The sequence below is a fragment of the Escherichia sp. R1 genome, from assembly GCF_003000935.1.
Lineage (GTDB): Bacteria > Pseudomonadota > Gammaproteobacteria > Enterobacterales > Enterobacteriaceae > Escherichia > Escherichia coli.
The window spans coordinates 35682-51813 of record NZ_PSRU01000019.1; the positions used below are offsets into that span (position 1 = coordinate 35682).

The window sequence follows — 16132 nt, forward strand, 5'->3', positions numbered from 1 at the left end:
GATAAATGTGGTAAATCTGTTGGTACTGACATAAAAACGTTTACGCCACAGGAACGGCCAGATCCATCGGTAACCCCATCGCCGACGTTCGAGTGCCAGTTAGAGTAACGCGTACAGATGACTGAATGCAGTGCCCTGGCAAAGAGGCCATCGTTCCTGTGACAACTGGCAGTCTTCGTTTAACTTCACTTAATTTGGCTCTTGGGGGGCTTACCGGACAGATGACGTACTTACACCTGTTTAATTTTTCATCACTTATTGGGATGAACACCCATAACCATTTTGTGCGGCATGTTAATCCATTAAAACACCTTACTGATTGGCAAATCATCTTTAATTATGACTTATGATAGTTTTATATTCTATTTCTTATCATTTAAACTTGTTTTTTTACTAGTCCATTACACAACACATTAAGACTATTCCTAACACCTCAGGGCAAAGTTCCTAGCTAATATAAAATGCAAGTAAGAATTGAACGTTATATTGCCAATAACCTTATGAAACTGAATGTCTTTTTCTTCTTATCAAAAAAGCAATATTTTCATTTTTTGTAAATATTGACTTAACCATGGAATTCATTTTCTGTTCACATATTGACACTCATCAGGAAAAAAACATAAATTTAAACCTAATCGAAATAATTAAAACTTAATCTCGTTTAACCTATATTGATATGTGCTACGTATCTTATTTACTTCCGATTTACTAAAGAAACTGAATGTACCTGTAAAAATTACAGGTTTGGAAAGTAGTGACATGGCAAAATGATTACAGCAGGGACTATGAGGTTAAAAACCATATGGAATGTCAAAACCGTTCTGATAAATACATCTGGTCTCCCCATGACGCCTACTTCTATAAAGGACTATCTGAACTGATTGTGGATATCGACAGATTAATTTATCTATCGCTGGAGAAAATCAGAAAAGATTTCGTGTTTATCAATCTCAATACGGATTCTTTAACTGAGTTTATAAACCGTGATAATGAGTGGTTATCCGCGGTAAAGGGGAAACAGGTCGTATTGATTGCGGCCAGAAAGTCAGAAGCCTTAGCAAATTATTGGTATTACAACAGCAATATTAGGGGCGTGGTATACGCTGGACTGAGTCGTGATATTAGAAAAGAACTGGCCTATGTGATTAATGGCAGGTTCCTGAGAAAAGATATTAAGAAAGATAAAATCACTGACCGGGAAATGGAAATTATCCGCATGACGGCTCAGGGAATGCTGCCTAAATCGATTGCCAGAATTGAAAATTGTAGTGTGAAGACAGTGTATACCCATCGGCGGAATGCAGAGGCCAAGCTGTACTCAAAATTATATAAGTTGGTTCAGTAAACTCCAGGCAAGTTAGTTTTAAAAAATGACTCACCGGGACTTCATGTCCTCAATTCAACTCGGGAAGAAAAGCAATGAAAAAAAAGGTTCTGGCAATAGCTCTGGTAACGGTGTTTACCGGTACAGGTGTAGCGCAGGCTGCTGACGTAACAGCTCAGGCTGTAGCGACCTGGTCAGCAACAGCCAAAAAAGACACCACCAGTAAGCTGGTTGTGACGCCACTCGGTAGCCTGGCGTTCCAGTATGCCGAAGGCATTAAAGGTTTTAACTCACAAAAAGGTCTATTTGACGTGGCTATCGAGGGTGACTCAACGGCTACCGCCTTTAAACTGACCTCACGTCTTATCACCAACACCTTAACCCAGTTGGATACCTCAGGTTCCACACTGAATGTGGGCGTGGATTATAACGGCGCGGCAGTCGAAAAAACTGGCGATACCGTGATGATCGATACCGCCAACGGCGTACTGGGCGGCAACCTTAGCCCACTGGCTAACGGTTACAATGCCAGCAATCGTACCACCGCACAGGATGGTTTCACTTTCTCCATCATCAGCGGCACCACCAATGGTACCACCGCAGTAACCGATTACAGCACTCTACCGGAAGGCATCTGGAGCGGCGACGTTAGCGTACAGTTCGACGCTACCTGGACCAGTTAATCTCTCTGATGTACCAGCAGGGGTACCCCCCTGCTTTATTCCTGGACGGAATTGTTATGAAAAAGCACCTTCTGCCTCTCGCTCTGCTGTTTTCCGGAATATCACCGGCCCAGGCGCTGGATGTCGGCGATATATCATCGTTTATGAACAGTGACAGCAGCACGCTGAGCAAAACGATCCAAAACAGTACCGACAGTGGCCGCCTCATCAATATCCGTCTCGAACGGCTCTCTTCACCGCTTGACGACGGGCAGGTTATCGCAATGGACAAGCCGGATGAGTTGCTACTCACTCCCGCCAGCTTGCTGCTACCCGCCCAAGCCAGCGAAGTGATCCGCTTCTTCTATAAGGGACCAGCAGATGAAAAAGAGCGCTACTACCGCATTGTCTGGTTTGATCAGGCCCTCAGTGATGCGCAGCGCGATAATGCCAACCGTAGCGCTGTGGCCACTGCTTCCGCCCGCATCGGCACCATTCTGGTCGTCGCACCCCGCCAGGCGAACTACCACTTTCAGTACGCCAACGGCTCCCTGACAAATACAGGAAATGCGACGCTGCGGATCCTCGCCTACGGCCCCTGCCTGAAAGCCGCCAATGGTAAGGAGTGTAAAGAGAATTACTACCTGATGCCGGGCAAGTCGCGTCGTTTTACCCGCGTGGACACGGCGGATAACAAAGGACGGGTTGCACTTTGGCAGGGTGATAAGTTCATTCCCGTGAAATAGATAGCTGTGCAGATGGATAACGACAATGCCTTTACGACGGTTCTCCCCAGGACTGAAAGCCCAGTTTGCCTTCGGCATGGTCTTTTTGTTCGTTCAGCCCGATGCCAGCGCTGCTGACATAAGTGCGCAGCAAATAGGTGGGGTGATTATTCCGCAGGCCTTCAGTCAGGCGCTTCAGGACGGCATGAGCGTCCCGCTCTATATTCATCTCGCCGGTAGCCAGGGTCGCCAGGACGATCAGCGAATCGGCAGCGCTTTTATCTGGTTGGATGATGGACAGTTACGCATCCGGAAAATACAGCTGGAAGAGAGTGAAGATAACGCCAGTGTCAGCGAACAAACTCGACAGCAACTGATGACTCTGGCCAACGCCCCGTTCAATGAGGCCCTTACCATCCCCCTGACTGACAACGCGCAGTTGGATCTCAGCTTGCGCCAACTGCTGCTGCAGCTGGTGGTCAAGCGCGAAGCGCTGGGCACCGTACTACGCTCACGTAGCGAAGACATCGGGCAGTCCAGTGTTAATACCCTCAGCAGTAATCTGAGCTATAACTTCGGCGTCTATAACAACCAGTTGCGTAACGGCGGGAGCAACACCTCCAGCTATCTGTCGCTGAATAACGTTACTGCGCTGCGCGAACATCACGTGGTGCTCGACGGCTCACTGTACGGGATTGGTAGCGGTCAACAGGACAGTGAATTATATAAAGCGATGTATGAACGCGATTTTGCTGGTCACCGATTTGCCGGTGGAATGCTCGACACCTGGAACTTGCAGTCCTTAGGGCCGATGACCGCCATTTCAGCAGGGAAGATTTACGGCCTTTCCTGGGGAAACCAGGCCAGCTCCACCATCTTCGACAGCAGCCAGTCGGCCACGCCAGTGATCGCCTTTTTACCGGCGGCGGGCGAAGTACATCTCACCCGTGATGGGCGGCTACTAAGCGTTCAGAACTTCACCATGGGCAATCATGAAGTGGATACCCGGGGTCTACCGTACGGTATTTACGATGTGGAAGTTGAGGTAATCGTTAACGGTCGCGTGATCAGCAAACGCACCCAGCGGGTCAATAAGCTGTTTAGCCGGGGACGTGGCGTCGGTGCACCGCTGGCGTGGCAGATATGGGGCGGTAGCTTTCATATGGATCGCTGGTCGGAAAACGGGAAAAAGACGCGACCAGCCAAAGAGAGTTGGCTGGCAGGTGCCTCGACCTCCGGCTCACTGAGTACGTTTAGCTGGGCGGCAACGGGATATGGATACGATAATCAGGCGGTGGGTGAAACCCGTCTGACGCTGCCGCTTGGGGAGGCGATCAACGTTAACCTGCAAAACATGCTGGCCAGTGACAGCTCATGGAGCAACATCGCCAGCATCAGCGCCACTCTACCTGGAGGCTTCAGTTCGCTGTGGGTTAACCAGGAAAAAACCCGCATTGGCAATCAATTGCGACGTAGCGATGCCGACAACCGTGCAATCGGCGGCACACTCAACCTGAACTCACTGTGGTCGAAACTGGGTACGTTCAGCATCAGCTACAATGATGACCGCCGCTACAACAGCCATTATTACACGGCAGATTACTATCAAAGTGTCTACAGCAGTACCTTTGGTTCGCTTGGCCTGCGGGCCGGTATTCAGCGCTATAACAACGGCGACAGCAGCGCCAATACAGGGAAATATATCGCTCTCGATCTCTCGCTACCACTGGGCAACTGGTTTAGCGCAGGGATGACCCATCAAAACGGCTACACCATGGCAAACCTGTCAGCACGCAAACAGTTTGATGAAGGAACCATTCGCACTGTTGGTGCCAATCTGTCACGAGCCATCTCCGGCGATACCGGTGATGACAAAACCCTCAGCGGTGGGGCGTATGCACAGTTCGACGCTCGTTACGCCAGCGGAACGCTGAACGTCAATAGCGCGGCGGACGGCTACATCAATACCAATTTGACCGCCAACGGCAGCGTCGGCTGGCAGGGTAAAAACATCGCTGCCAGCGGGCGGACCGATGGCAACGCTGGGGTGATATTCGACACTGGCCTGGAGAACGATGGTCAGATCAGCGCCAAAATCAACGGGCGGATTTTCCCGCTTAACGGCAAGCGTAACTATCTCCCGCTCTCTCCCTATGGAAGATATGAGGTGGAGTTGCAGAACAGCAAAAACTCACTCGACAGTTACGATATCGTCAGCGGTCGCAAAAGTCATCTGACTCTCTATCCAGGCAATGTCGCTGTCATTGAGCCAGAGGTGAAGCAGATGGTTACCGTCTCCGGTCGTATCCGTGCGGAAGACGGCACACTGCTGGCTAACGCACGGATTAACAACCATATCGGCCGAACCCGAACCGATGAAAACGGCGAGTTTGTCATGGACGTGGATAAGAAATACCCCACTATCGATTTTCGCTACAGTGGCAATAAAACCTGCGAAGTGGCACTGGAACTCAACCAGGCGCGCGGTGCCGTCTGGGTCGGTGATGTGGTCTGCAGCGGCCTCTCATCGTGGGCGGCGGTGACGCAGACAGGAGAAGAGAATGAGAGTTAACCTACTGATAGCGATGATAATCTTTGCGCTAATCTGGCCTGCAACCGCGCTCAGAGCGGCAGTGAGCAAAACAACCTGGGCGGATGCTCCGGCACGCGAGTTTGTGTTTGTCGAAAACAACTCAGACGACAACTTTTTCGTCACTCCTGGCGGGGCGCTGGATCCGCGCCTGACCGGTGCCAACCGCTGGACCGGTTTAAAATACAATGGTTCAGGAACCATCTATCAGCAAAGCCTCGGCTACATTGATAACGGTTACAACACCGGCCTTTATACCAACTGGAAGTTTGATATGTGGCTGGAAAATTCACCAGTTTCATCTCCTTTAACTGGCTTGCGCTGCATCAACTGGTACGCAGGGTGTAATATGACCACCAGTCTTATCCTGCCGCAAACCACCGACGCCAGTGGATTTTATGGCGCGACGGTGACCAGCGGCGGCGCGAAATGGATGCACGGCATGTTGTCAGACGCGTTTTACCAGTATCTGCAACAAATGCCCGTCGGCAGCAGCTTTACAATGACCATCAATGCCTGCCAGACCTCTGTGAACTATGACGCCAGCAGCGGCGCACGCTGTAAGGATCAGGCCTCCGGCAACTGGTATGTTCGCAACGTCACCCATACGAAAGCAGCAAATCTGCGGTTGATAAATACCCACTCGCTGGCGGAAGTATTTATCAACAGCGACGGAGTACCGACTCTGGGCGAAGGGAACGCCGACTGCCGGACGCAAACCATCGGCAGCCGTTCAGGATTAAGTTGTAAGATGGTTAACTATACCCTGCAAACAAACGGACTCAGCAACACCTCAATCCATATATTCCCGGCGATCGCCAACTCGTCGTTAGCCTCGGCCGTCGGGGCGTACGATATGCAGTTCAGTCTGAATGGCAGTTCATGGAAACCGGTGAGCAATACTGCCTATTACTACACCTTCAACGAGATGAAGAGCGCAGACTCGATCTATGTTTTCTTCTCGAGCAACTTCTTTAAACAGATGGTGAACCTCGGGATCAGCGATATCAACACCAAAGATCTATTCAACTTTCGCTTTCAGAACACCACATCACCGGAGTCTGGCTGGTATGAATTTTCTACCTCCAACACGCTGATTATCAAACCCCGTGATTTCAGCATCAGTATTATCTCCGATGAATATACTCAGACACCGTCGCGGGAGGGATATGTCGGCAGCGGCGAGTCGGCACTCGATTTCGGCTATATCGTAACCACCAGCGGTAAAACAGCTGCCGACGAAGTGCTGATCAAGGTGACCGGACCCGCGCAGGTGATTGGCGGGCGCTCCTATTGTGTCTTCAGCTCCGATGACGGTAAGGCTAAAGTACCGTTCCCGGCGACGCTTTCCTTTATTACCCGCAACGGAGCTACAAAAACCTACGATGCCGGGTGCGATGATAGCTGGCGGGATATGACCGATGCGCTGTGGTTGACCACACCGTGGACTGATATCTCTGGCGAAGTGGGGCAGATGGATAAGACCACAGTCAAATTTTCGATTCCAATGGATAACGCCATTTCTCTGCGTACGGTAGATGATAACGGCTGGTTTGGCGAAGTCAGCGCTTCAGGAGAGATTCATGTTCAGGCGACGTGGCGTAACATTAACTAAGGCCCTGCTGACAGTGGTCTGTATGCTGGCGGCACCTTTGACACAGGCGATTTCGGTCGGCAATCTGACTTTTTCACTGCCGTCCGAGACTGACTTTGTCAGCAAACGTGTCGTGAATAACAACAAAAGCGCGCGGATATACCGTATTGCCATCAGTGCTATTGATAGCCCGGGCAGCAGTGAATTGCGCACCCGACCGGTGGATGGTGAACTACTTTTCGCCCCCCGCCAGCTGGCGTTGCAGGCTGGTGAGAGCGAGTATTTTAAATTTTACTATCATGGTCCACGGGATAACCGCGAGCGCTACTACCGGGTCTCATTTCGCGAGGTCCCCACTCGTAACCTGACAAAACGCAGCCCAACCGGCGGTGAGGTCAGCACGGAGCCGGTGGTGGTGATGGATACCATTCTGGTAGTACGACCACGTCAGGTTCAGTTTAAATGGTCCTTCGATCAGGTGACCGGAACGGTAAGTAACACCGGCAACACGTGGTTTAAGCTACTGATTAAACCAGGATGTGATTCGACCGAAGAGGAAGGCGATGCCTGGTATCTACGTCCGGGAGACGTGGTTCATCAGCCTGAGTTACGTCAGCCGGGGAATCATTATCTGGTCTATAACGACAAATTCATTAAGATTAGCGATTCCTGTCCGGCTAAGCCCCCTTCGGCGGACTAAGACTTATCCATCAGACGAGGGAAGAATTCCACCTCAGAGACTCAAAAATCGTTTAAATGATGTGGAAGCGATCGTCAATGTCACCTGTAACGATGAGCTTTCTCATATGCACACCACAGTGTTCAGGAGACACGGAAAGGTACCAGGCGGCCTGCTAACGAGTGGTTTCTTCACTAATTAGGACGTAAAATCGGTAACGGCTGGAAATCATTCAATACTCACACTATCGAAAGTACACCAGCCAACCGCGATACGTCCCTGCATACGACGTACCGCAGTTCTCTTTACGATTTATAGCTGTACTGGTGAATTATGAGCAATCTGAATCCATGCATGACGTGTGGTGCCTGTTGTGCATTTTTCCGCGTCTCTTTTTACTGGGCCGAAGCCGACGATGCTGGCGGTACCATTCCCGCCAGGCTTACTGAACAAATATCCCCTTTTCACCGATGCATGAGCGGTACCAATCAGAAAAACCCCCGATGTATTGCCCTTGCAGGAACACCGGGCAAAAATGCCTGTTGCACGATATATAAAAATCGATCGTCCACATGCAGAGAATTCGCCATGTCTGGTGAGAACGGAGAAGTCAATGAGGCTTGCAATCGTGCAAGAGCTAAATACGGGCTAACACCGTTATAAATATACAATAATTAATTGCATTGCCCCGCCAGCTGTAATAGCGGGGCTTCGTTTTTCAGGGACAACAAAACCTGAAACTTCTTCCATTTTCCAGCAACAATGCCTCTTCTTCTGTAGCGTTCTCCGGATCTACATCATCCTGAAGTAGCGCGATATGATCACTGACTGTCCGCATCAGAATATGAAAAGCAACGTTTTTAACCTATAAAAATGGCGCTATATTTGCGCCATTTTTATCATTCAAAGCATTATCTATTTGAGCCTAAAGGGATCTCAGGATCTGGCTCATGGGTAATTCTGTTTCGTAAATCTCTGCGAATAATTTCAATAGACCAGAACCAGACTAAATGTCCAAAAATTTCAGAGACATTCTCATACCACGGAAGATCAAAGAGAGGTGGCGTAAGTCCCATGAGAGGGAATGAAATCATATGAACAAAAAGTTGCGCTAAAGCACCTGCCAGTAAGCCCTGCCAAAGTTTAATTTTCGGAAATACTTCGGCGACCACACAGTAACCAACGGCAAAAACTATCGAAAAGATTATGTGCGTTACACCAACCCAGTTAAAGACATGCCCGGCGAAGGTATAAACAGCCGAATTTGGATCTGTCAGTCCCAACCAATCCCGAAGAAAAATGTACGGAGGATTGAGAAAGTTACGGGAGCAATCAATTTGGCCTGCAGCCCTGATTAATGATTCCGGACCACACGCTGCATTAAACATATCAACCGGACTACGTGGTGGCAATGGAACTTCTGCCCCCCACTTAACAAATGCGGAAACAACGCCAGCAATCAGCCCAATGAATGCAGCAAGACCATAACGTCTGCGGTTTGGTGGAGTTTGTTCAAATATATTCATATCTACCCTGCTTGTACCATTATGTTATACACCTCTTTAGGAGTATTCATAAAACAAGGCAAATGTAAAGAACTGTATTGTTTTGTATAACCACATGGTTACCTAATCGCCAATTAATATAAGCTCCATTATTTCTCCATATTTTTATGTTAGAAGTGACAAGGAGAAATGTAATGTTTCTCTCAGAGAATATAAATCATTCCTTTTGCCCACCTTAATGGTGGGCTTTTTTATGCAAAACCTGAACGTCCTGTGGTATTCCTCTGGCATAATGATTTTCGCGATTAACCAACAACCAGACCAGCAAATACGCCACCACCAGCACAGCAACATCCATCAGGTTTGCCACACCCCATGCGTGCGGCTCAAAGCCGCCATGGCATATTAATCCGCTTGCCATTTTCGAACAGCTGATAGGTTTAGTCCGGTGTTTCCCTGCTTGCACTTAAAAATGAGCGGATAGGAAACTCTCGAAATGGTTCGTCGATATGCTCACCTCGCACCTAATCACCTTACCGAACACGCACGGTAAATAGATTCGATCCTGAACCCATCGGTCCCAAATCTGTCCCAATCAAAAAATAAGGAAGGTATTAATGATGTGTAACTTATTGATTTAAAATGGATAATATAAACAGATTGTAAAAAGCAAGACATTGATATGTATATAAAAAAACTATTACGCAATCATTAGATACCCCCAGATTTAGTTGTAAAGCAAGCACACTTTGCATTTCGAGACAATCCAGGTAAAGACTCTTACCACCCATTTTGTGATTTTTATACTTATGATGATAAGTTGAACGTTGGGTAGTGCTTCCAATCAGTAGAACATGTGCTTTTCAATGAAGGAACCGATGACTTTTTCGTGGATTTCAACGGAACGCGAGAAGCAGATTGTTTTACTTACCAGCCGCTTGATGCGGGTGCGGAGGGTCAGGTTGTTACGTTCAATACGTTGCGTGAAGATTTTGCCGGTCAGGTATTTCACCTTCGGCACTTCTCTGGCGTAGCTGCCCCAGTCATCGCGGCCACCATGCCGATACAGAACGGAGTCAACAGGGCTAACAATTCCCGACAGGCCTCATCATTCCGTGGCCCGAAAGTGTAAGCCAACACACCGCCAGTTTTAGTGTTCTACGCATACCAGAGCCAGTGTTGTTGCACCTTGTTGCCAACGAAGCTCCACAGCTCATCAAGTTCACAGATAAGGGCAACATCAGCGTGAGCTGACTGACGCAGATGTTATCCGCTGGGGCGAGAGCTTTTTAATGTCCGTATGACGGTATTGATGCTGATTTTCAGTGTTCTGGCGATATCACGGCCCCTGTGCCATTATGCGCCATTTCAACGATCAGCTCCTTAAAGCCGGGTTTTCTGGCTTCATAAGAGTAAGTGAGCTGGAAAACACGTTTACATGAACGACAACGGAAACGCTCATGCTGGGAACAACTACGACCATGTCGATAAACTTTATCGGAATTACAGCGCGGACAATGAACAGTAACGGTAGCCATGGAAAACCTTAAATACCAGTAGATTACCAGAAACTTCTATCAATTGAAGACATTACCGTTTTTGATTACAGCAAATGTTTTATTAATTACCCCACCATCGACTAAATCCGTTAGAACGTCGAATGATGCCATTCGTAAATACATTAAAAAGACTGTTGTAATCAACGAAGATGGAAAACAGTGTGTTAAAACTAATCTGAACTTCAGAAAAACAGATGATGGTATGGTGATATATATATCCGCTCTGAACCGCCACGCAATTTAAAATAAAAATCAACAAATATCGTCGATATCCATATATACCATTTTTCTGTAGTTGTATTAGCGTCGCATATTTTATGACTTTAAGTCATAAGTCAAAACACCTGAGAAAAAGCAAACAACATTTTCATTACCACCAATGAAAACCACAGACAAAGAATTCGTGCAACTACAAAATATTGTAGTTTTAAGCAAAAATAAATGTGATATATGTCACATTTATAATTATATAGCTAATTAATAATTAGCGCGCAATTCAACAATACTTTCGTTTGAAATTGTCTATGGTTATTAATGTAACTTTGGAATATACGTTCCGGAATCATTTACTATGAATAAAATATACGCTCTAAAATATTGTTATATTACTAACACAGTAAAGGTTGTCTCTGAACTAGCCCGAAGGGTATGTAAAGGGAGTACCCGCAGAGGAAAAAGACTTTCAGTACTTACCTCTCTGGCACTATCTGCATTACTCCCAACCGTTGCTGGTGCATCAACGGTTGGTGGCAACAATCCTTACCAGACATACCGCGACTTTGCAGAAAACAAAGGGCAGTTTCAGGCTGGCGCAACAAACATTCCTATTTTTAATAATAAAGGGGAATTAGTAGGACATCTTGATAAAGCGCCCATGGTTGATTTTAGCAGTGTGAATGTAAGCTCAAATCCCGGCGTTGCAACATTAATTAACCCGCAATATATAGCCAGTGTAAAACATAATAAAGGATATCAGAGCGTCAGCTTCGGTGATGGTCAGAACAGTTACCATATTGTGGATCGTAATGAACACAGTTCATCTGATCTCCACACACCAAGACTTGATAAGCTCGTAACTGAGGTTGCTCCGGCTACCGTAACCAGCTCATCAACAGCTGATATATTGAACCCTTCAAAATACTCGGCATTCTACAGGGCTGGTTCGGGAAGTCAGTATATTCAGGATAGTCAGGGTAAGCGACATTGGGTAACAGGTGGGTATGGTTATCTGACAGGAGGAATACTCCCGACATCATTCTTTTATCACGGCTCAGACGGCATTCAGCTGTATATGGGGGGCAACATACATGATCATAGCATCCTGCCCTCTTTTGGAGAGGCCGGCGACAGTGGTTCTCCATTATTTGGCTGGAATACGGCCAAAGGGCAGTGGGAACTGGTCGGTGTTTACTCGGGAGTAGGAGGGGGGACCAATTTGATATATTCTCTTATTCCTCAGAGTTTTCTCTCACAGATCTATTCAGAGGATAATGACGCTCCCGTCTTTTTTAATGCCTCATCCGGCGCCCCCCTGCAATGGAAATTTGACAGCAGCACCGGCACTGGCTCTCTGAAACAGGGTTCCGATGAATATGCCATGCACGGGCAAAAAGGTTCTGACCTGAACGCAGGTAAAAATCTGACATTCCTGGGACATAATGGTCAGATTGACCTGGAAAACTCTGTCACGCAGGGTGCCGGTTCACTGACATTTACTGATGACTACACTGTCACCACTTCAAACGGAAGTACCTGGACCGGGGCCGGTATTATTGTGGACAAGGATGCCTCCGTAAACTGGCAGGTTAATGGTGTGAAAGGTGACAACCTGCATAAAATCGGCGAAGGAACCCTGGTTGTACAGGGAACCGGTGTTAATGAGGGCGGCCTGAAAGTCGGGGATGGGACCGTTGTCCTCAATCAGCAGGCTGACAGTTCAGGACACGTTCAGGCATTCAGTAGCGTGAATATTGCCAGCGGCCGCCCGACAGTCGTGCTGGCAGACAACCAGCAGGTTAATCCGGACAATATATCCTGGGGCTACCGGGGGGGGGTTCTGGATGTTAACGGGAATGACCTGACATTTCATAAGCTGAATGCCGCCGATTATGGCGCAACTCTCGGTAACAGCAGTGATAAAACGGCTAATATCACTCTGGATTATCAGACGCGTCCGGCAGACGTAAAAGTTAATGAATGGTCATCATCAAACAGGGGAACAGTAGGTTCATTATATATTTATAATAATCCCTATACTCATACCGTCGATTATTTTATCCTGAAAACAAGTAGTTATGGCTGGTTCCCTACCGGTCAGGTCAGTAACGAGCACTGGGAATATGTCAGACATGACCAGAACAGTGCACAGGCACTGCTTGCAAACAGAATTAATAATAAAGGGTATCTGTATCATGGCAAGTTGCTGGGAAATATTAATTTCTCAAATAAAGCAACCCCGGGTACAACCGGCGCATTGGTTATGGACGGCTCAGCGAATATGTCCGGTACATTTACTCAGGAAAACGGTCGTCTGACCATTCAGGGCCACCCGGTTATCCATGCTTCAACGTCTCAGAGTATTGCAAATACAGTCTCGTCTCTGGGCGACAATTCCGTTCTGACACAGCCCACCTCATTTACACAGGATGACTGGGAGAACAGGACGTTCAGCTTTGGTTCGCTCGTGTTAAAAGATACAGACTTTGGTCTGGGCCGCAATGCCACACTGAACACAACCATCCAGGCAGATAACTCCAGCGTCACGCTGGGCGACAGTCGGATATTTATCGACAAAAAAGATGGCCAGGGAACAGCCTTTACCCTTGAAGAAGGCACATCTGTTGCAACTAAAGATGCAGATAAAAGTGTCTTCAACGGCACCGTCAACCTGGATAATCAGTCAGTGCTGAATATCAATGATATATTCAATGGCGGAATACAGGCGAACAACAGTACCGTGAATATCTCCTCAGACAGTGCCATTCTGGGGAACTCAACGCTGACCAGTACCGCCCTGAATCTGAACAAGGGAGCAAATGCTCTGGCCAGTCAGAGTTTTGTTTCTGACGGTCCAGTGAATATTTCTGATGCCACCCTGAGTCTGAACAGCCGTCCTGATGAGGTATCTCACACGCTTTTACCTGTATACGATTATGCCGGTTCATGGAACCTGAAGGGAGACGATGCCCGCCTGAACGTGGGGCCGTACAGTATGTTGTCAGGTAATATCAATGTTCAGGATAAAGGGACTGTCACCCTCGGAGGGGAAGGGGAACTGAGTCCTGACCTGACTCTTCAGAATCAGATGTTGTACAGCCTGTTTAACGGGTACCGCAATACCTGGAGCGGGAGCCTGAATGCACCGGATGCCACCGTCAGCATGACAGACACCCAGTGGTCGATGAACGGAAACTCCACGGCAGGAAATATGAAACTTAACCGGACAATAGTCGGTTTTAACGGGGGAACATCACCGTTCACGACACTGACAACAGATAATCTGGACGCGGTTCAGTCAGCATTTGTCATGCGTACAGACCTTAACAAGGCAGACAAACTGGTGATAAACAAGTCGGCAACAGGTCATGACAACAGCATCTGGGTTAACTTCCTGAAAAAACCCTCTGACAAGGACACGCTTGATATTCCACTGGTCAGCGCACCTGAAACGACAGCTGATAATCTGTTCAGGGCATCAACACGGGTTGTGGGATTCAGTGATGTCACCCCCACCCTTAGTGTCAGAAAAGAGGACGGGAAAAAAGAGTGGGTCCTCGATGGTTACCAGGTTGCACGTAACGACGGCCAGGGTAAGGCTGCCGCCACATTCATGCACATCAGCTATAACAACTTCATCACTGAAGTTAACAACCTGAACAAACGCATGGGCGATTTGAGGGATATTAACGGCGAAGCCGGTACGTGGGTGCGTCTGCTGAACGGTTCCGGCTCTGCTGATGGCGGTTTCACTGACCACTATACCCTGCTGCAGATGGGGGCTGACCGTAAGCACGAACTGGGAAGTATGGACCTGTTTACCGGCGTGATGGCCACCTACACTGACACAGATGCGTCAGCAGGCCTGTACAGCGGTAAAACAAAATCATGGGGTGGTGGTTTCTATGCCAGTGGTCTGTTCCGGTCCGGCGCTTACTTTGATTTGATTGCCAAATATATTCACAATGAAAACAAATATGACCTGAACTTTGCCGGAGCTGGTAAACAGAACTTCCGCAGCCATTCACTGTATGCAGGTGCAGAAGTCGGATACCGTTATCATCTGACAGATACGACGTTTGTTGAACCTCAGGCGGAACTGGTCTGGGGAAGACTGCAGGGCCAAACATTTAACTGGAACGACAGTGGAATGGATGTCTCAATGCGTCGTAACAGCGTTAATCCTCTGGTAGGCAGAACCGGCGTTGTTTCCGGTAAAACCTTCAGTGGTAAGGACTGGAGTCTGACAGCCCGTGCCGGCCTGCATTATGAGTTCGATCTGACGGACAGTGCTGACGTTCACCTGAAGGATGCAGCGGGAGAACATCAGATTAATGGCAGAAAAGACGGTCGTATGCTTTACGGTGTGGGGTTAAATGCCCGGTTTGGCGACAATACGCGTCTGGGGCTGGAAGTTGAACGCTCTGCATTCGGTAAATACAACACAGATGATGCGATAAACGCTAATATTCGTTATTCATTCTGATGCTGTGCAGCAAAGGGACTATTGCTTTGTCCCTTTGCTGCGATTATCTGATTACGGTACAGGCTGGAACTTAGATTTTCCGGCGTTCACGATACTTCATGTAACACTCAGGTTGAGTAATCTTCATGAGTTTTCTTTTGCCGTGTGGTGGAATTATGAATAATATAGATTTATTAAAAACTATAACAAACTACAAAAAAATCAAAAATCCGGCATACCCGGCTCAGGAGAGTCTGTTAATACACTTATATATTAGAGTAAATGACAAAATCCAGAGTATTATAGAAAATGAATTGAGCGAGTATAGAATAAACACTTCAACATTTATGGTGTTAGTTTCATTATATATGTCTGATGATTATTGTCAGTCCCCTTCTGATATTTACAAGGAGTTACAATTCTCCAAAACAAACATCACACACATCATAGACAAATTAGAAAAAAAGAATATTGCCAAAAGAATTAATAATAAAAACGATCGTCGAAGCAAAAGTATTTGCTTAACCCCTGACGGAGTTACACTTGCTCAAAAACTAATAAACACTCAAAATGTAATGCTAAAGAAAATCTGGAGCGGGCTATCAGATGATGAAATGAAAACATTTGAACTCGCCAACAAAAAATTATTATCAAACCTTAATGTTAATTGATGTTAAAACATACTAACAGTCATCTTCTTACAATGTATTCTTCTGGAGAGAATAACTACCTGAATATATAAAGACATTAATCACACTCTCATTTAATTACAATGAGCATAAGAGCCACCAATGTTTATGCTGGTTAGGCTTT

At 47.3% G+C, this 16132-nt stretch carries 12 protein-coding genes and 2 pseudogenes; 10 read left to right on the forward strand and 4 right to left on the reverse strand.

Annotated elements, in window-relative coordinates:
* The first annotated feature begins 802 nt into the window (after positions 1 to 802).
* From ecpR to C4F37_RS20850, 7 genes are all read left to right on the forward strand, one after another.
* A complete protein-coding gene (ecpR, locus tag C4F37_RS20820; protein WP_000389022.1) occupies positions 803 to 1345 on the forward strand; it encodes an ECP biosynthesis operon DNA-binding transcriptional regulator EcpR in 543 nt (180 codons plus the stop codon).
* Between the two features lie 74 nt (positions 1346 to 1419).
* The gene (gene ecpA, locus C4F37_RS20825; protein WP_000730982.1) at positions 1420 to 2007 is read left to right on the forward strand and encodes a common pilus major fimbrillin subunit EcpA; all 588 of its coding nucleotides are present in this window, start codon (positions 1420 to 1422) and stop codon (positions 2005 to 2007) included.
* A gap of 56 nt (positions 2008 to 2063) precedes the next feature.
* Positions 2064 to 2732, forward strand: coding sequence for a fimbrial chaperone EcpB (gene ecpB / locus C4F37_RS20830; protein ID WP_000716404.1), 669 nt, complete (start codon positions 2064 to 2066; stop codon positions 2730 to 2732).
* A gap of 25 nt (positions 2733 to 2757) precedes the next feature.
* Positions 2758 to 5283: a fimbrial usher EcpC gene (gene ecpC, locus C4F37_RS20835; protein WP_001538336.1), complete on the forward strand. Its 2526-nt coding sequence runs from the start codon at positions 2758 to 2760 to the stop codon at positions 5281 to 5283.
* Positions 5273 to 6916 carry a fimbrial adhesin EcpD gene (gene ecpD / locus C4F37_RS20840; RefSeq protein WP_001265646.1) on the forward strand — a complete coding sequence of 548 codons (1644 nt, stop codon included), beginning with the start codon at positions 5273 to 5275 and terminating at the stop codon, positions 6914 to 6916. Before ecpC ends, ecpD begins: the two co-directional genes overlap by 11 nt.
* Positions 6885 to 7595 carry a fimbrial chaperone EcpE gene (gene ecpE, locus C4F37_RS20845; protein ID WP_001339257.1) on the forward strand — a complete coding sequence of 237 codons (711 nt, stop codon included), beginning with the start codon at positions 6885 to 6887 and terminating at the stop codon, positions 7593 to 7595. The genes ecpD and ecpE overlap by 32 nt, the downstream gene beginning before the upstream one ends.
* 312 nt (positions 7596 to 7907) lie before the next feature.
* Entirely contained in the window at positions 7908 to 8237 is a 330-nt protein-coding gene (locus tag C4F37_RS20850) for a YkgJ family cysteine cluster protein (RefSeq protein ID WP_001307600.1), read from the forward strand.
* A 55-nt stretch (positions 8238 to 8292) separates the two neighbouring features.
* On the opposite strand, the gene C4F37_RS20855 is transcribed toward C4F37_RS20850, so the two are convergent.
* The 3 genes from C4F37_RS20855 to C4F37_RS20865 all read right to left on the reverse strand — a co-directional run bounded on the left by C4F37_RS20855 (position 8293) and on the right by C4F37_RS20865 (position 9500).
* On the reverse strand, positions 8293 to 8412 hold the full coding sequence (locus tag C4F37_RS20855) for a hypothetical protein (protein ID WP_001327337.1): 120 nt from the start codon (positions 8410 to 8412) through the stop codon (positions 8293 to 8295).
* 73 nt (positions 8413 to 8485) lie between these two features.
* Positions 8486 to 9100 (reverse strand): YagU family protein, encoded by a 615-nt coding sequence (locus C4F37_RS20860; RefSeq protein ID WP_001019923.1) that lies wholly within the window; start codon positions 9098 to 9100, stop codon positions 8486 to 8488.
* Between the two features lie 214 nt (positions 9101 to 9314).
* The gene (locus tag C4F37_RS20865; RefSeq protein ID WP_001468276.1) at positions 9315 to 9500 is read right to left on the reverse strand and encodes a hypothetical protein; all 186 of its coding nucleotides are present in this window, start codon (positions 9498 to 9500) and stop codon (positions 9315 to 9317) included.
* A 63-nt stretch (positions 9501 to 9563) separates the two neighbouring features.
* On the opposite strand from C4F37_RS20865, the pseudogene C4F37_RS27935 reads away from it, so the two are divergent.
* Positions 9564 to 9707, forward strand: a pseudogene (locus tag C4F37_RS27935) (integrase); the annotation flags it as partial.
* 216 nt (positions 9708 to 9923) lie between these two features.
* Here the strand turns inward: C4F37_RS27935 and C4F37_RS20870 are convergent.
* Positions 9924 to 10617, reverse strand: a pseudogene (locus C4F37_RS20870) (IS1 family transposase).
* Between the two features lie 592 nt (positions 10618 to 11209).
* Between C4F37_RS20870 and vat the strand changes: the two are divergent.
* Positions 11210 to 15340 (forward strand): vacuolating autotransporter toxin Vat, encoded by a 4131-nt coding sequence (vat, locus tag C4F37_RS20875; RefSeq protein ID WP_032153891.1) that lies wholly within the window; start codon positions 11210 to 11212, stop codon positions 15338 to 15340.
* A 155-nt stretch (positions 15341 to 15495) separates the two neighbouring features.
* Positions 15496 to 15990 carry a MarR family winged helix-turn-helix transcriptional regulator gene (locus tag C4F37_RS20880; protein ID WP_001059463.1) on the forward strand — a complete coding sequence of 165 codons (495 nt, stop codon included), beginning with the start codon at positions 15496 to 15498 and terminating at the stop codon, positions 15988 to 15990.
* Positions 15991 to 16132 lie beyond the last annotated feature (142 nt).

What these genes read in the sequence shown, in the direction of transcription:
- ecpR (WP_000389022.1), top strand. Translation starts at nt 803, where the DNA reads ATGGAATGTCAAAACCGTTCTGATAAATACATCTGGTCTCCCCATGAC.
- ecpA (WP_000730982.1), top strand. Translation starts at nt 1,420, where the DNA reads ATGAAAAAAAAGGTTCTGGCAATAGCTCTGGTAACGGTGTTTACCGGT.
- ecpB (WP_000716404.1), top strand. Translation starts at nt 2,064, where the DNA reads ATGAAAAAGCACCTTCTGCCTCTCGCTCTGCTGTTTTCCGGAATATCA.
- ecpC (WP_001538336.1), top strand. Translation starts at nt 2,758, where the DNA reads ATGCCTTTACGACGGTTCTCCCCAGGACTGAAAGCCCAGTTTGCCTTC.
- ecpD (WP_001265646.1), top strand. Translation starts at nt 5,273, where the DNA reads ATGAGAGTTAACCTACTGATAGCGATGATAATCTTTGCGCTAATCTGG.
- ecpE (WP_001339257.1), top strand. Translation starts at nt 6,885, where the DNA reads ATGTTCAGGCGACGTGGCGTAACATTAACTAAGGCCCTGCTGACAGTG.
- C4F37_RS20850 (WP_001307600.1), top strand. Translation starts at nt 7,908, where the DNA reads ATGAGCAATCTGAATCCATGCATGACGTGTGGTGCCTGTTGTGCATTT.
- C4F37_RS20855 (WP_001327337.1), bottom strand. Translation starts at nt 8,412, where the DNA reads ATGCGGACAGTCAGTGATCATATCGCGCTACTTCAGGATGATGTAGAT.
- C4F37_RS20860 (WP_001019923.1), bottom strand. Translation starts at nt 9,100, where the DNA reads ATGAATATATTTGAACAAACTCCACCAAACCGCAGACGTTATGGTCTT.
- C4F37_RS20865 (WP_001468276.1), bottom strand. Translation starts at nt 9,500, where the DNA reads ATGGCAAGCGGATTAATATGCCATGGCGGCTTTGAGCCGCACGCATGG.
- vat (WP_032153891.1), top strand. Translation starts at nt 11,210, where the DNA reads ATGAATAAAATATACGCTCTAAAATATTGTTATATTACTAACACAGTA.
- C4F37_RS20880 (WP_001059463.1), top strand. Translation starts at nt 15,496, where the DNA reads ATGAATAATATAGATTTATTAAAAACTATAACAAACTACAAAAAAATC.